The sequence below is a fragment of the Streptomyces sp. NPDC031379 genome (assembly GCF_055569615.1).
Genome location: NZ_JBVIIT010000017.1, coordinates 130,546 through 147,057, shown reverse-complemented (window position 1 = coordinate 147,057; position 16,512 = coordinate 130,546). Strand labels below are relative to the sequence as shown.

General features: G+C 72.5%; 13 protein-coding genes. 4 read left to right on the top strand and 9 right to left on the bottom strand.

Annotated features, from left to right (window positions below; translation table 11 throughout):
- Positions 1 to 62 precede the first annotated feature (62 nt).
- Together ACZ5CW_RS24420 and ACZ5CW_RS24415 are read right to left on the bottom strand one after the other, a co-directional pair.
- Positions 63 to 782 (bottom strand): LmeA family phospholipid-binding protein, encoded by a 720-nt coding sequence (locus ACZ5CW_RS24420; protein ID WP_468604708.1) that lies wholly within the window; start codon positions 780 to 782, stop codon positions 63 to 65.
- 62 nt (positions 783 to 844) lie between these two features.
- On the bottom strand, positions 845 to 2,977 hold the full coding sequence (locus ACZ5CW_RS24415; RefSeq protein ID WP_468604706.1) for an MMPL family transporter: 2,133 nt from the start codon (positions 2,975 to 2,977) through the stop codon (positions 845 to 847).
- 155 nt (positions 2,978 to 3,132) lie between these two features.
- Between ACZ5CW_RS24415 and ACZ5CW_RS24410 the strand changes: the two genes are divergently transcribed.
- Positions 3,133 to 3,756: a TetR/AcrR family transcriptional regulator gene (locus ACZ5CW_RS24410; protein ID WP_468604704.1), complete on the top strand. Its 624-nt coding sequence runs from the start codon at positions 3,133 to 3,135 to the stop codon at positions 3,754 to 3,756.
- A 100-nt stretch (positions 3,757 to 3,856) separates the two neighbouring features.
- On the opposite strand, the gene ACZ5CW_RS24405 is transcribed toward ACZ5CW_RS24410, so the two are convergent.
- From ACZ5CW_RS24405 to ACZ5CW_RS24395, 3 genes are all read right to left on the bottom strand, one after another.
- The gene (locus ACZ5CW_RS24405) at positions 3,857 to 5,497 is read right to left on the bottom strand and encodes a sigma-70 family RNA polymerase sigma factor (protein WP_468604702.1); all 1,641 of its coding nucleotides are present in this window, start codon (positions 5,495 to 5,497) and stop codon (positions 3,857 to 3,859) included.
- A gap of 189 nt (positions 5,498 to 5,686) precedes the next feature.
- A complete protein-coding gene (locus tag ACZ5CW_RS24400) occupies positions 5,687 to 7,951 on the bottom strand; it encodes an FUSC family protein (RefSeq protein WP_468604700.1) in 2,265 nt (754 codons plus the stop codon).
- 56 nt (positions 7,952 to 8,007) lie between these two features.
- Positions 8,008 to 9,459, bottom strand: coding sequence for a purine-cytosine permease family protein (locus ACZ5CW_RS24395; RefSeq protein WP_468604698.1), 1,452 nt, complete (start codon positions 9,457 to 9,459; stop codon positions 8,008 to 8,010).
- Positions 9,460 to 9,567: 108 nt separating this feature from the next.
- Here ACZ5CW_RS24395 and ACZ5CW_RS24390 point away from each other — a divergent pair, with 108 nt between their 5' ends.
- The gene (locus ACZ5CW_RS24390; protein ID WP_468604696.1) at positions 9,568 to 10,221 is read left to right on the top strand and encodes a maleylpyruvate isomerase N-terminal domain-containing protein; all 654 of its coding nucleotides are present in this window, start codon (positions 9,568 to 9,570) and stop codon (positions 10,219 to 10,221) included.
- A 30-nt stretch (positions 10,222 to 10,251) separates the two neighbouring features.
- Here ACZ5CW_RS24390 and ACZ5CW_RS24385 read toward each other — a convergent pair whose 3' ends face one another.
- Entirely contained in the window at positions 10,252 to 10,893 is a 642-nt protein-coding gene (locus ACZ5CW_RS24385; protein ID WP_468604694.1) for an alpha/beta hydrolase family protein, read from the bottom strand.
- 468 nt (positions 10,894 to 11,361) lie between these two features.
- Here ACZ5CW_RS24385 and ACZ5CW_RS24380 point away from each other — a divergent pair, with 468 nt between their 5' ends.
- Positions 11,362 to 11,961, top strand: a complete 600-nt coding sequence (locus ACZ5CW_RS24380) for a hypothetical protein (RefSeq protein WP_468604692.1) — start codon at positions 11,362 to 11,364, stop codon at positions 11,959 to 11,961.
- Here the strand turns inward: ACZ5CW_RS24380 and ACZ5CW_RS24375 are convergent.
- The 3 genes from ACZ5CW_RS24375 to ACZ5CW_RS24365 all read right to left on the bottom strand — a co-directional run bounded on the left by ACZ5CW_RS24375 (position 11,954) and on the right by ACZ5CW_RS24365 (position 15,768).
- Positions 11,954 to 12,958, bottom strand: a complete 1,005-nt coding sequence (locus ACZ5CW_RS24375) for an urea transporter (protein WP_468604690.1) — start codon at positions 12,956 to 12,958, stop codon at positions 11,954 to 11,956. The two genes, ACZ5CW_RS24380 and ACZ5CW_RS24375, sit on opposite strands and share 8 nt — an antisense overlap.
- Before the next feature lie 93 nt (positions 12,959 to 13,051).
- Positions 13,052 to 14,887: a sacsin N-terminal ATP-binding-like domain-containing protein gene (locus ACZ5CW_RS24370; protein ID WP_468604688.1), complete on the bottom strand. Its 1,836-nt coding sequence runs from the start codon at positions 14,885 to 14,887 to the stop codon at positions 13,052 to 13,054.
- A complete protein-coding gene (locus tag ACZ5CW_RS24365; RefSeq protein WP_468604686.1) occupies positions 14,884 to 15,768 on the bottom strand; it encodes a hypothetical protein in 885 nt (294 codons plus the stop codon). Before ACZ5CW_RS24365 ends, ACZ5CW_RS24370 begins: the two co-directional genes overlap by 4 nt.
- A 154-nt stretch (positions 15,769 to 15,922) precedes the next feature.
- Here ACZ5CW_RS24365 and ACZ5CW_RS24360 point away from each other — a divergent pair, with 154 nt between their 5' ends.
- The gene (locus ACZ5CW_RS24360; protein ID WP_468604684.1) at positions 15,923 to 16,396 is read left to right on the top strand and encodes a MarR family winged helix-turn-helix transcriptional regulator; all 474 of its coding nucleotides are present in this window, start codon (positions 15,923 to 15,925) and stop codon (positions 16,394 to 16,396) included.
- Positions 16,397 to 16,512 lie beyond the last annotated feature (116 nt).

The following is a 16,512-nucleotide window of genomic DNA, read 5'->3' as shown; positions in this document are numbered from 1 at the left end:
ACCGGCGGAAGGCCTGGATTCTTCCCCGGTCGACGCCCCTTCGGGCGCCGCCGCCCGGACGGTCAGGCGGCTCCCGCGCCCGCGCTCGGGGTCGGTCCGGCGGCGATCGAGAAGCCGAGGACGAGGCCGTTGCCGGCGGCGTGCGCCGAGGTGAGCGCGACGCCATGGGGCAGCCCGGTGACGTGCACGGTCCGGGGCTCGAGCCGGTCCCGCAGTCCGGCCGCGGCCGGCAGGCCGGCGAGGTTCTCGACCGCCACGCCGCGGCCGAGGACGCTCACCGTGGTGGGCGTGATGGTGAACGCGTCCGGCGTCGTCGACAGCCTGGCCCGCACGGTGACGGGCAGACCCAGGCGGCCGACGCTCCCGCCGAGGATCAGGTCGCCGTCCCGGCCGCCGGCCGTCTGGCCGTCGCCCAGCGCGCCCAGGCGCCGGGTGACCTGGTCGTATCCCACGGTGGCGGTTGCGGTGCCGCCGGCGCTGCGACCGTCCGTCGTGACGCCCTTCAGGCGGACGGTCACGTCCATCACCGTGTGCTGACGGCGTACACCCCGGGCGCTGATCTCGACGTCGCCGACCTCCCCGCCGAGGGTGCGCAACCCCGCGAGCGGCGTGGTGAGGTCGGCGTGCACGGGCCCGTCCGGTTTCAGCCGGTGCGCAGCCTGGGCGGCGACCCGCTCCTCGGTCCTGTGCTCGACCAGGAGATCGGTCGCGCACACGAGGGCGGCCAGGGTCACGGTGAGCGCGACGAGGATGCGGGTCTTCGTCCGGCGGTTCGAGGTCACGTGGTCACTTGCTCCGGATCGGTCGGGACGGGGACGGGGGATCGGGGACGGGTGGGGGATGTTCACGCGTGCAGGCGCGGGAGGACCCGGTCGAGCCGGCGGGGCAGCCACCAGTTCGCCCCGCCCATGAGGAACATGGCGGACGGCACCAGGACCAGGCGGACCACCGTGGCGTCGACGATCACGCTGATCGCGAGTCCCAGGGCGAGCATCTTCACGACCACGGTCGGCGAGGCGGTGAAGGACAGGAACACCGCGGTCATGATGAAGGCCGCGGCGGAGATCACGCGGGCCGTCGCGGACAGTCCCTCTCCCACGGCGAGCCGGTTGTCACCGGTGCGGTGCCAGGCCTCGGCGATCCGGGACAGCAGGAAGATCTCGTAGTCCATGGACAGCCCGAAGACGATGGCGAACATCATCATCGGGACGTACGACTCGATGGGCACCGGTTCGGACAGGCCCAGCAGTTTGTCGCCCCAGCCCCATTGGAAGACCGCGACGAGCACGCCGTAGGACGCGGCCGTGGTGCAGAGATTGAGGACGACGGCCTTGAGGGGGATCACCACGCTGCGGAAGACCGCCATGAGCAGCAGGAAGGCGAGGACCAGGACGATGCCGATGACGAGGGGCAGCCGCTCGCCGACCGTGTCGCGGAAGTCGGCCTGGCCGGCCACGCTGCCCGTGAGAAGGCCCTCGGCTCCGGTGCCGTCGAGGGCTTCGGGCAGCGTTCGCCCGGAGAGGGTGTCGAGCAGGGTGTCGGTCGCGGCGTCCTGCGGGCCCGCGGCCGGGGTGACCGTGGTGACGAGGACCTTCCGGTCGGCGCTCGCCCTGAGCGGGGTGAAGGACGCGATGCCGTGGGTGTGCCGCAGTGCGGTGGTCACGTCGTTCGCGATCCGGTCGACGGGTGTCTTCGCCTCGCTGACGTCGATCACCGTGAGGACCGGGCCGTTCGCGCCCGCTCCGAAGCCCGGCCCTTCGGCCCGCGCGATCCAGTCGTACGCGGTGCGGGTGCTGCTGCCGGGTCGGTCGGCACCGGCGTCGACGTGGCCGAGGCGCATCGACAGCAACGGCATGGAGCACAGGCAGAGGAGGGCGAGGCCGAGGGTCAGGAACGTCCACGGGCGCCGGGCGACGAGTTCCGCGTAGCGGTGCCGGCCGTCGTGCCCTCCCCTGCCCTCGGCGACGGGGCGGCGCAGCCGGAGCCGGTCGATGCGCCTGCCGACCAGGCCCAGGGCCGCCGGAACCAGCGTGAGGGCGGCAGCGGCGGTCACGATCACGGCGAGCGTGGCCGCCAGGCCGATCTTGCCGATGAAGCTCAGCCCGCACGCGTACAGGCTCAGCATCGCGACGGCCACGGTCAGGGCGGCGACGAGGACCGCTCGTCCGCTGGTGCGTGTGGTGCGGGCGGCGGCCTCGACCGGATCGTGCCCCTCGATGAGGTCCTGGCGGAAGCGCGTGGTCAGGAACAGGGCGTAGTCGATGCCGACGCCGAGGCCGATCATGCCGGCCAGGGTCGTGGCGGAGGTCGCGAAGGAGAGGGTGGCGGCGACGATGCCGACGATACCGAGGCCGACTCCGACGCTGATCAGCGCGGTGACCAGCGGGAGCAGGGCGGCGAGGACGCTGCCGAAGGCCAGCAGCAGGATGACCAGGGCGGTGAGGACGCCCACGCCCTCGCTCAGCTTGTCGTCGGCCGGTTCACGGACCACCTGGTCGAGGTCGCCTCCGTAGGCGACGCCGAGGCCCGCCTTCCGGGCGGCCTGCGTCGCCTTGTCGAGTCGCCCGGTGTAGTCGTGGCCGAGGTTCTTCAGCTGCTCGTCGAAGGAGACGGTGGTGTATGCGGTGCGGCCGTCGTCGCTGGTCACGGGCGCGGAGACGGCGGTGACGCGCGGCAGGTCACGCAGGTCGGCCAGGGTGCGGTCGAGCGCGGAGCGCTGGTCGGCCACGGTGCCGGTGTCGCTGTGGAAGACGACCTTGCCGCTGGGCCGGCCCGCCTGGGGCATGGAGGTGGCGAGGAGGTCGGCACCGGTGTGCGAGGCGGTGCCGGGCAGGCTGATCTGGTCGCTGAACACGGGCGCGGCGAGGTGCCGGCCGGCCAGCGCCATGCCGAGGATCAGCAGCCAGGCGGCGATGACCGCGGCCGGATGCCGGGCGCAGAAGGCGCCGAGGCGGCCGTGCTGCGAACGTCGGGGCACTGGCGCCTCCCAGGAAAGTGTCACGAGTGACACGAACTGTAGAGACAAGGTGGCACGCATGACAATTGGCATGAGTGACTTTTAGCTGTCGCGATGCCTCCGCGTGGCACGCGTGCCGATTGACAGTCGCGACACCGTTGGCACAGGCTTCGCCCATGCCGAGTGAGACCGCCCCCGCCGGACTGCGTGAACGCAAGAAGGAGGAGACGCGGCGCCTGCTGCTGGAAGGTGCCGCGCGCCTGTTCGCGGAGCGCGGGTTCGAGGGCACCACGGTCGCGGACATCGCCGCGCACGCGAACGTCTCCGTGCGCACGTTCTTCCGCTATTTCGACGGCAAGGAAGCGCTGCTGCTGCCCGACGGCGTCCAGATCTTCGCCTACGTCGAGAACGCCCTGGCCGAACGCCCGGCCGGCGAGGCACCCCTGGACGCGGTGTGCAACGCCCTGCTGGAGGCGGCCGAGCCGTTCGCGGCCTCCACCCTGACCGCCCTCGGTCACCCGCTGGAGGACATCGAGAACGTCGTCACGGCCCGCCTGGTGCAGGCCTTCTCCGACTTCGAGGAGCGGCTCACCGTGCTGGTGCGGCGCAGGCTGCCCGCGGACACGCCGGACGCCGACCTGGAGGCGGCCGTGATCGCGTGCGCCGCGCTCTCCGCGGTGCGTGCCGTACTGCGGACGCGCCGGGCGCGGCGCGCGGCCGGCATCACGGACGCCGGCCCGGCGCCTCTGCTGCGCGCGTTCGGGATACTGCGCGAGATCGGCTCGGCCGAACGGTCCTGAAGGCGGCCGAGCACGACGGCCGAGCACGGCGGCTGAAGGCGGCGGCTCAGGCCGGCCGGGGGCCCGGTCGGACCGCGCCGCGGCCACCGCTGAGGCGGTGTCACATCTTGGCGCCGAAGTCCTGCGTCCACCAGGGGCCGCCCGCGCCCTTGTGGACGCCCACGCCGATGTCCTTGTAGGAGCAGTTGAGTATGTTCGCGCGGTGGCCGGGGCTGTTCATCCAGGAATCCATCACGGACTCCGCGCTCTGCTGGCCCTGCGCGATGTTCTCCCCCTCGGTGGACCAGCGGTAGCCCGTCGCGGTGATGCGCTGTGCGGGGTCGGCCCCGTCCGGGTTGGTGTGGTCGAAGAAGCCGCGGGCGGCCATGTCGTCCGAGTGGCTCTGTGCCGCCTGCTCCAGTTGCGGGTCCTCGGTGAGCGGGCCGCAGCCGGCGGCCGCCCGTTCCTTGTTCACCAGCGCGACCACCTGGCCGACGGTGTCCGTCGGGGCGGACTGCGTCTGCGGCGTCGCGGACGGGACCGGAGCGGGACGGGTGGTCCGCCGGGGCGTGGGCGTGCTCTTCCTGACGGGGCTCGGGGACTTGGAGGCGGTCGCCTTCTTCGACTTCGTCGCGGACGGCGACGCGGAGGGCGAGGCCGACGGTGAGGTCTCGACGGCGCTGGGTGCGGAGAGGTCCACCACCGGGACGCCCGCGGTCCGCTCGGCGGTCGCGCCGCCGTCGCCGCCGGTCCCCGGGTCCGTGCCGAAGTACCAGAGGCCACCGCCCGCCACGCAGGCCGCGACGACGGCACCGCTGACGGCCCGGCGGCGCAGGCGCCGGCGCCGACGGGACTCGCTGCGGGAGGCGGCCCTGCGACCTGCGGCGCGCCGGCCGGTTCCCGGCGCGGACCCGCTCCGGCCGCCGGACGTGCCGAGCCGGGTCGCGGAACCGGCCACGGCCATCCCGCCCGAGGCGGAGCGCACGCTCGCGAGCAGCGCGGACGAGGCCGCGACCAGCGCCAGGCCGGCCAGCAGTCCCTCCGCGGGCATCAGTCCGCTCCACAGACCGGAGCAGCCGGCACACCCGCGAGCGTGCCGGGCTATTCGCTTGCGCCACAGCGCCGAGGGCCTGCCGTCCCAGGAGGCCAGTACGACCCTGAGTTCCTCGCACAGCGGCCGCGCGTCGAGCGCTCGCACCACCACGCGGGCCGCCTCCAGCTGCGCCTTCATGCGCTGTACCCGGACCGCCGTGTGCTGGGGCGACAGGTCCAGCGCCGCGGCCACCTCGGCCCGGGTCAGCTCACCGGCACACTCCAGCCACCACAGGGACAGCAGCCCCCGGTCGTCCGGCTCCAGCCAGCGCGTCGCCCGCGCGGTCTCCTGGCGCTGCCCGGAGAGCTGGAGCTGCACCACCGTCAGGTCGACGAAGTCGGCGCCCGGATCGGCCAGGTCCTCCGCCTCCTCCACCGCGCCCGGGGCGGACTGCCGGTCCTGCCAGTGCCCCCGGACCTGGTTCATCGCGATCGCCACGAGCCAGGAGCGGAACCGCTCGGGAGTACGCAGCCCGCCCAGCCCGTCGAGGGCGCGCAGCATGGTCTCCTGCACCACGTCGTCGACGTCCACCGAGCCGTTCAGAGCCCGCCCCACGATGTTGTAGACCAGCGGAAGGTACGCGCTGACCAGGGCGTCCTGAGCCTGCGTGTCACCCTCTCGGGCAGCGGTCACCAGTGCCGCCGTCTCCACCGCGTGCTGTGCGCTCATCAAATGCTTCCCGTCCTCGACGCCGAACGATTGTGTCCGATGCCTGGGAGACCGCTCGGAGCGCCTCGGATAACACTTGTTCGTGAACGAGTTCTCGCCGCTACGGCTTCGCGGCGAGGACAGGGGCGCCCCCCCTGCCGGCGGTGCGGCCCCTTGCCGCAGTCCCCGGTCCTCGCCGACCGGTGAGGGTCAGCCGCGGGCCGGCTTCGGTTCCGGGCCGGCTTCAGGTGGGGGTCCGCCGTGGGCGACACGGGTCAGGTCGGTCAGCAGTGAGTCCAGCCATGACACGGTCGCGTAGTAGAGCCGCGGGGCATCGCGTGGTTCCGTGCCGGACTCCGCGAGGGTCGGATCGATCAGGGGCAGCCGCGCGGTCGGGGTGTCGTCTCCGGGGTCGACCGCCGCCGAGACGAGCAGCATCCGGCCGGCCACCCGCTCCCCCAGCCCGTCGACCGACTCCGCCGCCGCCGCGTCCAGAGTGGCGAGCGGTGGCTCCAGCAACCGGTCGGAGCCCCACAGCGTGTGGTGCCCGGTCATCAGCAACGCCTGCCAGTCCGCGGCGGGCAGGGCGGCACGGCGCCCCCGGCCGCCGAAGGGCGTCGGCTCACTCTGGAACTGCGCGTACGCGGACTCCGCGAGGATGAGGGCACGCTGCAGGGACCGGTGGCCGGGAACCCCCGTCGAGGCGGCGGCCACCACACCGCCTCCCGCCACCGAGGCACCGGTGGCCACCACGATCTCGGCCGCTCGGCGCAGCAGATCCGCCGCCGTGTGGCGCAGCTCGTCGTGGGCTCCACGGGGCCAGGCCAGCAGACCGAAGACCGCGCCGATCGCGCTGCCGACCAGCACGTCCAGCATCCTGACCTCCGCCAACCGCCACGTCGGCGGTGCCAGCTGGGCGAAGACGAGCGCCACGAGCACGGTGAACAGGCCCTGCGCCCAGCCCACGCCCTTCACCGGTCCCACCGTGAAGGTGAACAGCATCCACACCGGCAGCACGGCCGCGTACACCGCGGTGTCGCCCCCCACCAGGGTGAACAGGCCGGCGGTGACCAGGGCTCCGGCCAGTGTGCCCGTGAGCGCCAGGCGGATGGTGCTCCAGGTCTCGTCCATGGTGGTCCGGGTGAGGGTGAGCGTCGCCAGCATGGCCCAGAACCCGTGCGGCAGCGTGTCCACCCCGGCCACGAGCCGGGCCGCCGTCAGAGCCAGGGCGATACGGACCGCGTTCTGGAAGAACACCGACCGTCGCCCGGCGTGACCGCGCATGCGGTGCCACCACAGGACGGGGGCCCGGGATCCGGCGTACCAGAAGCGGCCCCGCGCCACCTCCACCGAGGCGTGGCGGCCCCGTACCGCCAGATCGGCCGCCGTGCCCATGGCCAGCGCGGCGTCGGCGATCTCCAGCACGGCGGCGTGCCGGCGGAGCACGGCGGGCGGGAGGGCGGAAGCCGTGGCGGGCCGGTCGGCATCCCCGCTGACGCGATCGGAAGCCCGGGCGACGGCGCGGGAGGGCTTGGTGGAAGCGGGGCCCGCGGACGCGGCCGAGAGGTGTGCGCGTGCGGCGACCAGTGACGTGTGCGGCGCCACGGGGGACGGCCCCCCGTGCAGACAGGCTTCGCTCGCAGTGGCCAGTCGCGCCACGGCCTGAAGCACGGTGCTCACCTCGGTTCCCGGACGCCTCCCCGGTACGGAGGGCAGTCGCGCCAGCCGGCTGAGCAGGGCCCGGGTGGCCAGACCGGTGTGGGCGAGGGCGCGATCGCGCACCCCCGGCCCGGCCGGGCGCTCCGCCTCGGGCACGGTCAGGGGCCGCAGCGCCTGCCCGCTCTCCAGGGCCGCCCGGGAGTCCGCGTCGGTCAGGGCGTACGGGGGTGCGGTGAGGAGTGTCGCGCAGTGCCCGGCGGTCCGGGCGGCCCGGGCGACCCGGTCGAGGTAGGGCGGCGGACCGGGCTCGGGCAGGATCAGCGCCTCGGCGGCGATGAACAGCACCAGTCCGGTGGTCGTGCCGGTCAGCCGGTCGCCGAGCGAGCCGGGGTCGTACGGGGGGAAGGACGGCAGGATGTAGAGCAGTTGGAGGCCCGGCGCCGCCCCCGCCGGACGTGGCCCGCCCACGGCGGAGAAGGCCAGCGTGAAGCCGACCACCAGCATGCCGACGACGGCGCTCCACGTCTGCACCGAGAGGTAGGTGCCGATGACCACCAGCACCCACGACACCGGCAGCAGACGTGCTGCCGTCGCGGCACGCTGCCGTCCGGTGCCGGGGATGCGGGAGAGTCCGCCGAGGGCCACCGCGGCGAACAGGGCGTAGGTCGCCGCGACGGGGCGGCCGAGGCCGTAGCGGAAGAGGTAGAAGCCGGCCGCGGCGACCAGCGTCACGCGCAGGGCCCGGCGGCCCGCGGCGGCGTAGGCCGCCGGTATGCGACCGGCCGGGACACCCCACACCCTTACAGAATCGCCCACCGCCGCCCACCCGGCACCTTGCCGGAGGGCGCCCCGGGCGGCGGCGCCGCACGGGGTCAGGGCTCGCGGTGCTCGTGCGCCGCGCGCTCCAGTTCCTCCTCCTCCGCCCGGGCCAGGCGGGTCTCGGCCGCCACGTCGATGGAGCGAGTCAGCCACCAGTACAGCGCCGCGGACACCGGGAGCCCGATGAACAGGGAGATGTCCGCTCCGCCGAGCGCCTCGGCCGCGGGGCCGACGTACAGCGTGCCGACGGAGAAGAACGGGATCATGACGGCGAAGCCGACCACGTACGCGATGATGCCGTGCCGGCCCCAACGCCCGTAGATGCCGTTCGGCTTGAAGATCTCGGCGATGGCGTAATGGCCACGGCGTACGACGTAGTAGTCCATGAGGTTCACCGCGGTCCACGGGATGAACAGGTAGAGCACCAGCAGCAGGAAGTTGTTGAAGTTCGCAAGGAAATTGGAGGTGGCGGACAGCGCGCCGATCAGCGAGAGCGCCGCGGTCAGGCCGATGGTCAGCAGTCGTACGCCCAGCGTCGGCCGTACCCGCTTGAACGAGTCGATGGCACTGATGAGCGTGAGCGAACCGCCGTACATGTTCAGCGCGGTGACGGACACCAGGCCCAGGGCGGCGAAGAGCAGCACGATCGCGCCGAAGCCGCTGAACACCTTGTCACCGGCGGCGTTGATGGACGCGATGGTCTCGAAGTCCTTGCCGGCCCAGGCGGCGAGCAGCGTTCCGAGCACCATCAGCCAGATGCCGCCGAGCGCGGAGCCGAAGTACGTCCAGTAGAAGGTCTTGCGGACGGTCACGTCCGGCGGGAGATAGCGCGAGTAGTCCGAGACGTAGATGGCCCAGCTGATCTGGTAGCCGGCGACCACGCCGAACTGGGCCAGGAACGGCGTCCATGCGAAGGCGTCGAGGTCGAAGGAGCCTGCCGGGTAGTGCAGGCCGACCAGGACGCCGACGGTGAAGACGCCGAAGACGACCAGGAAGGTGTAGGTCAGGAGCCGCTCGGCCTTGTGGATGACGTCGTAGCCCACCAGTGCGATGCCCAGTGCGACGACGGTGACGACGACCACCCACAGCTTGACGCTGCCGTGCAGCGTGGTGTGCAGGGAGTCGGCGGCGAGGATGCTGTTGAAGACGTTGAAGCCGGCGTACTGCACGTACGCGAAGAGCCACACCAGCAGGGCGCCGACGTAGCCGAACTGGGGCCGTGACTGGATCATCTGGGGCAGGCCCAGTTGGGGGCCCTGCGCCGAGTGGAAGGCCATGAAGAAGGTGCCGATGACGGTGCCGGAGACGATGGCCAGCAGCGACCAGATCAGGTTGCCGCCCTCGGTGATGCTGATCAGCCCCACCGCCAGGGTGGCGATCTGGGCGTTCGACATGAACCACAGAGGGCCCAGATGCCAGAGCTTGCCGTGCCGCTCGTCGAGGGGGACGTAGTCGATGGACCGGACCTCGAGGCCGGAGACCCTTGGTTCAGCTGAAGTGCTCATGCCACCTCCCGAGGCCGGGACGCCTCCCCTCGGACACATTCTTCTCCCGCGCGGACACGGTGACAAAACCACGTGCCACGGGATCCGGTCCGGTACTACCGTGCCGGAGTGGATCTCTTCGCACACTCGTGGACGGCGTTGCTGAAGGCGGTCGCAGAGACTCCGGACGAGGACTTCGAGCGGCCGTCGGGATGTACCGGCTGGCTCGTGCGGGACCTGGTGTGCCACCTGGTCATCGACGCCCAGGACGTCCTGATCACCCTGGTCACGCCGGCCGAGACCGAACCGACCGTGGACGCGGTCGGCTACTGGAACCTCGTCGCGCCTCCGACCGGCGAGGACCCGCTCGATGCGCTGATCCCCCGGCTGGCCGCCGCGTACGGCGATCCGGGGTTGCTCAGGTTCCACTTGGACGACGTCGGTTCCGCCGCGGGCCGCGCCGCCGAACTCGCCGATCGCACGCTCCGGGTGAACACCCGCGACGTGGTGCTGACCGTCGGCGACTACCTCTGCGCGTACGTGCTCGAATGGACCTTGCACCACCTCGACCTGATCGCGCATCGGCCGTCGGCCGCCGGGCCGCCCGCCGAGTCCCTCGCGGCGGCCCGGGCCGCGCTGGAGGAGATCGCCGGTTCCCGCTTCCCGGCCTCGTTCTCCGACACCGACGCGCTGCTCATCGGCACCGGGCGTCGTCTGCCGGACGACGCGGAGAAGGCCGCGTTGGGCGACCTCGCGGCGGGGCTCCCCCTCGTCCTCGGCTGAGCGTTCGCCGACCGGGGCCGGTGTCGTCGCTCACCGGTCCGCGAGGGAAGCCAGAAGGGTGTCCAGCCAGTCGAAGACGCGTTGTTCGAACAGCGCGCGGCCCATCGGCTCGCAGTGCAGATGCGCCCCCTCGGCCTCGGTGAAGCGCACCGGCCGCTTGGGGCCGGGCAGCGCGTCGTGCGGGCGCCGCGCGGCGCCGGGCCAGAAGTGCTCGCCCTCGGGGTCCGTGATCAGCAGCGGAGTGGTGATCCGGTCGATAACCGGCGTGACGTCGTACCGGGAGACCTCGGTGAGCAGGTCGAAGGGGGAGTCGACGGCGTACGGCTTGGCCCGCCGGTGCCATGTCGCGGCGAGGGCGGGATCCTCCTCCAGCGCCTGGGTGACCACCGCGTCGAAGGATGCGCGGTCGCCCGACTCCCACAGCGCGCGCAGGTCGGGGCCGAGGTTGTGCCACCAGCTCTCCACCACGCCCACGACCCCGGGATCGGCGACCGCGGCGGCGATCCGGTGCTCGAACGCGAGCGCGCGGGGCACCCAGTAGCCGGCCTGGCTGATCCCGGCCAGGACGATGCGCCGGGAGTCGACGTCCGGGCGGGCCTGGAGGAAGTCGACGACCGGGGTGATGACGTTCTCCCAGTCGGGTCGGAAGGGGAGCCCGCGTTCGCACAGCATCGACTGCTGGCCCGGGCCGTCGAACAGCAGGGCGCGGTACCCGCGGGCGGGTCCCAGGCCCGCTGGAAACGGTCGAAGCAGTCGCGGTGTTCCGGGAACACCTCACGCAGCCGTGCCTCGGGATCCGCGAACGCGTCGACGGCGACGAGGGCCGTGCCGAAGTAGCCGGCGGCTCGCAGCCAGGCGTCGCGGGCGCTCACGGTGTGCCCGGCCGTCGCGCTGTCTTCGGCCTGGACTCGTACCCGCCGGGCCGGCTCCGTCCAGACCGTGAACCAGCTCTCCCCGCCGCCGTCCGCCGCCGCTGACGCGGCGGCCGGCACCTCCCCCGCGCCCGTCCGCACCGCACTTCTCACCGTAGGGGCCCGCCGTGCGGCGCGCGCACGATGCGGCATGCGACCGGTGGCGGCCGACGGCATGATGGACGGAAAGGGGCGGAGGGACGGTCGCGCATCCGAGGGGAGAGCTGCGATGGTGCAGCAGCCGGCGACGAAAGCCCCGGCCAGGAAGCCTGTCGGCAGCGGCAGTGTGTTCTTCGCTTTCGCGCCCTGGATCATCTTCGGGGTGGTCGCCTCGCCCAGCACCTGGGAGTACGCCGCCCTCGCCGCGCTGATCGCCTCGCTGGTGCTGTCGGGGCAGGACCTGCTCCGCGGAAAGATCCGTGTCCTCGACCTGACCGGCATCGCGTTCTTCGCCGTGCTCTCGGTCCTCGCCCTGGTCCTGGACCGCGGGCAGCTCGTCCGGCTCGAGACGTACGCCCAGGTGGTCTCGAACGGGCTGGTGGCCGTCGTGGCGCTCGGATCGCTGCTCTTCGACCCCTTCACCGCCCAGTACGCCCGGGAGTCGACTCCTGAGAGCCTCTGGGACTCCCCCGTCTTCAAGCACATCAACCGGGTGCTCACAGCGGTGTGGGGCGTGGCCTTCACCCTGATGACGCTCTCGACCTGGCTGGCCATCCGTCACCCGTCCCAGAGCGACTGGTTCAACTGGGTCATCCCCGTCGCGCTGCTGGTGTGGGTGGTCAAGTTCACCCAGCGCTATCCGGAGTCGTACAAGGCACGCGTCACCTAGGGGTGCCGCATCCGGGTGTCGGGCTCCACCGGGGCGGCGGCGCCGCGTCGCGGCCGGGATTCTGGCCGGTCAGGCGCGGGAAGGAGCGGGCGGCCAGCAGGAAGCCGAGTGCCGTCAGGACGAACGGCCAGGTGAACGCGCGGCCGCCGGACGGGGCGAGCAGGGCGGCGAGGGCCGGTGTGAGGGCCGTCGCGGTCGCGGCGCCGAGCAGCGCGTACAGCAGCGTCGCCGGGGCGGCCGCGAGGAACGCACCGCACAGCGCCAGGGCGACGAGCACCGCGTTGCAGCCCATCGTGCCGTCGGCGATCCGCGCGGCCGGCGCTCCGAGCGCCCAGGCCGTGAGGATGCCCGTCGCGCTCCCGGAGCAGGCCGCGAGACCCGCCGTCCGGCTCGCCAGGAAGATGCCGGCGAGCAGCAGCGCCCCCGCGTACCACTGGTCCAGGAAGAAGACCTGGGACACGTTGCGGAAGAACGCCCGCCCCACATCGGGCAGGCTCAGGGCGGTGGGTCCGGAGGCCGCACGGGGCAGGGCGGCGATGGTGTCGCCGGGGGGCCGGATCCGCCGGAAGGCGGGCGCGGCGACGGTCACCGCGCCCGCCAGCAGGCAGTACGGCATGGTCAGCGCCGGCAGGTTCCACACGCCCAGCAGCCGGACGACCGCTGCCGTGACGACGGTGACCACGACGCAGCCTGCGGCGGCGAGCAGTACCGTGGACGGTCTGCCCGCGCCGAGGAACACCGCGAAGCACAGCGCGGTCAGGCAGGAGTTGAAGCCCTCCAGCCCGATCCGCACCCGGTCGCGGGGCACGCCCAGCAGAGCCGCGGTGCCGGTGCCCAGGGCGGCGCCGCCCAGTCCGTAGGCGCCGTACCGCCAGTCGGCCGAGCACAGTGCCACGGCGAAGAGGGCGCCCGTCCAAGCGTTGCCCTGGAACATGACCTGCCCGAGGCCGCGCAGCACGTGCGGCCCGGACCCGCGACCGAGCGCTCCCACCCTCATCCGGCGCCGCATACTCCCGCCCCCAACCCTGCCATTCCGCTTCGCGGCATTAGATTTCCGCTATACGATATCGGCAGGAGCTGGGAGGCAGGCTCATCCGGTGGGCTCGACCGGGACGGCGAAGCGTGACCAGTCGGTGAACTCCCAGTCCCAGCGGCGGCAGACGCGCTCCTTGGGGAGGTCGTTGCGGGAGGGGTCGAGCAGCATGAGGCGGGCGTGCCGGCCGTCTCCGACGAGGAGGGCCAGGAGATAGCCGCCCGGCTCCGTCAGCATCAGCGACATCTCGTTGTTGGTCATGGCGAACCGTGCGTCGGGGCGGTCGACCTTCTTCACCTCGATCCGCACCGGCTGCCCGCGTGGATCGGTCCCCTCCAGGTCGTAGCCGACGTTCTGTGCGCTGACGTCGCGCAGGCTCCAGCCGAGTCGGTTGAGGTACTCCATGGTGGCGACCTCGGCCGCCCGCCAGCGGGTCAGTACGGCGGCCAGGGAACCGGCCGAACCTCCGGCGGCCCTGGTCACACGGGGGCCGTCGTCACGGGACGGTTGCGGGAAGGGGGCGGGTGCGGCGGGCTGGACCGTGCCGTCGTCCACGAGGCGGCTCTCGGCCGGTGTGAGCTTGCGCCCGTGAGTCCGGGCGAGTTCGCGCAGGTGGGCGGCGAGCCGGGTGCGGAGTTCGTCGGACAGCAGGGACGGGTCGGTTCCGGCGAGCACGCTGCTGAAGTCGAGGCCGGCGAGGCCGAGGACCGCTTTGAGCGCGCGGGCGGCGGACTGGTTGCCCGCCTGGTACAGCACGTGCGGCGCGCCGGCCGGGAAGAGGACGGCCACGTCGTGCGGGGTCAGGGGCAGCGGCGAGTGGGCGAACGGCGGGCGGTGCGCCGTCATGTCCTCCCGCAGCGCGGCCACGAGCAGCTTGGCGGGTGAGTCGGTGGCCGCGAGCATCACCGTGCGCAGATCCTCGCCGTCCAGGACGAGGTGCCACAGCCGCTCGAACACCGAGTGCCCGGGCGAGCGCAGTCCGTCCGCGAGCGCACGGGCGGCGTCCGCGAGCACCCGGCGGGTCGAGCCGTCCGCGGTCACCGCGTGGGTACGGGAGGGGTCGGTGAGGAGGTCGCCGGAGACGACGACGGGCAGTCCCACCTCGTCCTGCAGCGGCAGGAAGCAGGCCAGGCGTCCCCGGACGCCGGTCAGGGCCAGGGCGCGCGCGTCGAGCGGTACGGCGACGGTCGCCGAACCGTGAGTCAGCAACGCGAAGGCGGCTTCCTCCCCGTCCAGGCGGAGGACGACACCGCCGGGCTGCCGGTCGACCTGGATGTCGTGCCCCACGCCGGCGGTGAGCGTACGGATCTCGGTGACGTTGCGCAGGAAGAGGGCGCTGAGCGGGTCGAGCACGCCCGGGGCCCCCGCGCTGTCGCCGCGGCACGTGACGGTGAAGGCGACCTGCTCGGTGTGCGGGTCGGCGCCGACCTCACCGGGGATCCGGATCAGCGGCACGGCGTCGACTCCCGCCCCGCCGAGCAGCGCCGCCGCCGTCGTCCGGTCGAAGGCGAACCGCACGCCGGCCGACTGGACTTCGATGCGTGTGGCGATCGCGGCGAGCGACTTGAAGCCGATGCCCCGGTAGCCGATCGAGTCGCCGCCCCGGGTCTTGGTGGAGTTGGCGCTGCGGCACAGCGCCTCCACGTCGGACGCGTTCAGCGGCCGGCCGTTGTTGCCCCAGCGGAAGCGGCCGTCTCCGAGGTCTTCCACGACCACGCGGGTGGCGCCGGCGTCGTCGGAGTTCTGCAGCAGTTCGTACGGCACGCGGTCGCGGTAGGTGTCGGCGAGGAGTTCCTCCATGCGCGCGATCTCGCGGAACAGCCCCGGGGCCTGGGCGTGCTCGGCGACGAGGGTCCGCTGCAGGACGGTGACGTCCCTGATCAGGTCGGTCACAGGTCCTCCGCGTCCAGGAGACGCACGACGACACGGTCCGGTTCGCCGGCCAGGTCGTCCAGGTCGAAGGAGTACTGGGCGATCCAGCGCGGCTGGCGCGAGGGCACCCGTCCGCCTTCCGTGACGGGGATCCTGCCGTACAGCGAGGTCTCCCGCTGATCCAGGAGGAAGCCGGTGCTGTCCAGGATCTCGACGGCCACGCCGGGCACGGGGGTCTCGAACGGGCACTCCTCGGCGAGGTCCTGGCTGCGCCACTCCTCCATGTCGACGAGATCCGCGAGCAGCCGGTCCGCGGTCTGGAATTCGGCGAAGCCGCCGAGCCGGACCTCCAGGCGGCGGTCGGTGTCCTCGCCGGCCAGGACGGCGGCGCCCGCGGTGGGCTTGAACCGTACGGCCTCGCGCGTGGTGTCGTCGACCACGTCCAGCGGCAGTGCCTGCGGGGCCGCCGGTGGCAGGACGAAGTCGATGTTCGTCTCCTCCAGGTCGAAGGAGGTCATCCGCAGCGCGATCTCCTCGGGGCGCAGCGGCGTCTCGCACTCCCAGATGCGGCTGGACCGGGAGAACCGCACCGGCCGCTTCCCGGCCTTCTTGATCGTCTCCAGCAGGGCGTAGGTGTAGGTGACCGCGTCCGGGGCGCCGGCGCGGCTCAGACCGATCAGCAGAGTAGGAGGGAAGCTGTCCGGGTCGTCGCCGGTGAAGCGGTCCGTCCAGTCCTCGGGCAGGAACCTGACGGTTCCGGAGACGACGACCTCCTGGAAGTGCACGTCGTCGAAGCTGTCCGTCACCAGGCGTGCCCGGACGTCGTCCACCTGCCATCCGACGAGGGACAGCGCCAACTCGTCCACCTCGACCCGGAGGTCCTCGATCGTCTTCCCGCTCACGGAAGCCCACCCCTCACACCAACGTTTACGCAGATCAGGCCGTATGTGCGGCTGATGTGCAGACGATAACCCGAAATGATCACACGATGATCACGCTCCCCGTTCAGCTTTAGGTATGTTGACATAGGTATATCGGCTTACCTATATTCGGCCCATGTCCCGGCACAGCGCGTCCGCACAGGACCTCGACCACCTGGCCGCGAGCCTCGTGGCGTGCCTGCCCGCGCTGTCCCGCGCCCTCGAGCGCCGGGTGGACCTGGTCTACCCGCACCCCAAGCCCTCCGAGGGGCAACTCGCGCTGCTGCGGCACGTCGAGGCCCATGACGGCGTCACCGTGCGCGCGGCGGCCGAAGCGCTGCTGATGAAGCCGAACAACGTCAGCGCACTCGTCACGCAGCTGACCGAGCAGGGGCTGCTGGAGCGCCGGCCCGATCCCGCGGACAAGCGGGTCGCCCACCTGCACCTGACGGCGCTCGCCCGGCAACGGCTCACCGAGGTCAAGCAGCTCATGGGCGCCCATGTCGTGCACGCGCTGCACGCCCTGACCGACGGCGAACTGGACGCCCTCGGCTCCGCCCTGGGCGCGCTCGAGGCACTCGACCAGCACCTGCACACGCGCTCCCACTGAGCCTTGGGGGGGGGGGGGGGGGGGAAGGGGGGGGGGAGGGGGGGAGCGGGGGCTTCTCTTCTCCCCCCCCCCGAGAGTCGGGCAGGGTCAGGGCCCCCTACCATCACGGTGCGGTG

Coding starts and splice junctions, on each gene's coding strand:
- ACZ5CW_RS24395 (WP_468604698.1), bottom strand. CDS start 9,459: ATGAGCACTTCAGCTGAACCAAGGGTCTCCGGCCTCGAGGTCCGGTCC.
- ACZ5CW_RS24380 (WP_468604692.1), top strand. CDS start 11,362: ATGGTGCAGCAGCCGGCGACGAAAGCCCCGGCCAGGAAGCCTGTCGGC.
- ACZ5CW_RS24360 (WP_468604684.1), top strand. CDS start 15,923: ATGTCCCGGCACAGCGCGTCCGCACAGGACCTCGACCACCTGGCCGCG.
- ACZ5CW_RS24410 (WP_468604704.1), top strand. CDS start 3,133: ATGCCGAGTGAGACCGCCCCCGCCGGACTGCGTGAACGCAAGAAGGAG.
- ACZ5CW_RS24375 (WP_468604690.1), bottom strand. CDS start 12,958: ATGAGGGTGGGAGCGCTCGGTCGCGGGTCCGGGCCGCACGTGCTGCGC.
- ACZ5CW_RS24385 (WP_468604694.1), bottom strand. CDS start 10,893: ATGCTGTGCGAACGCGGGCTCCCCTTCCGACCCGACTGGGAGAACGTC.
- ACZ5CW_RS24405 (WP_468604702.1), bottom strand. CDS start 5,497: ATGAGCGCACAGCACGCGGTGGAGACGGCGGCACTGGTGACCGCTGCC.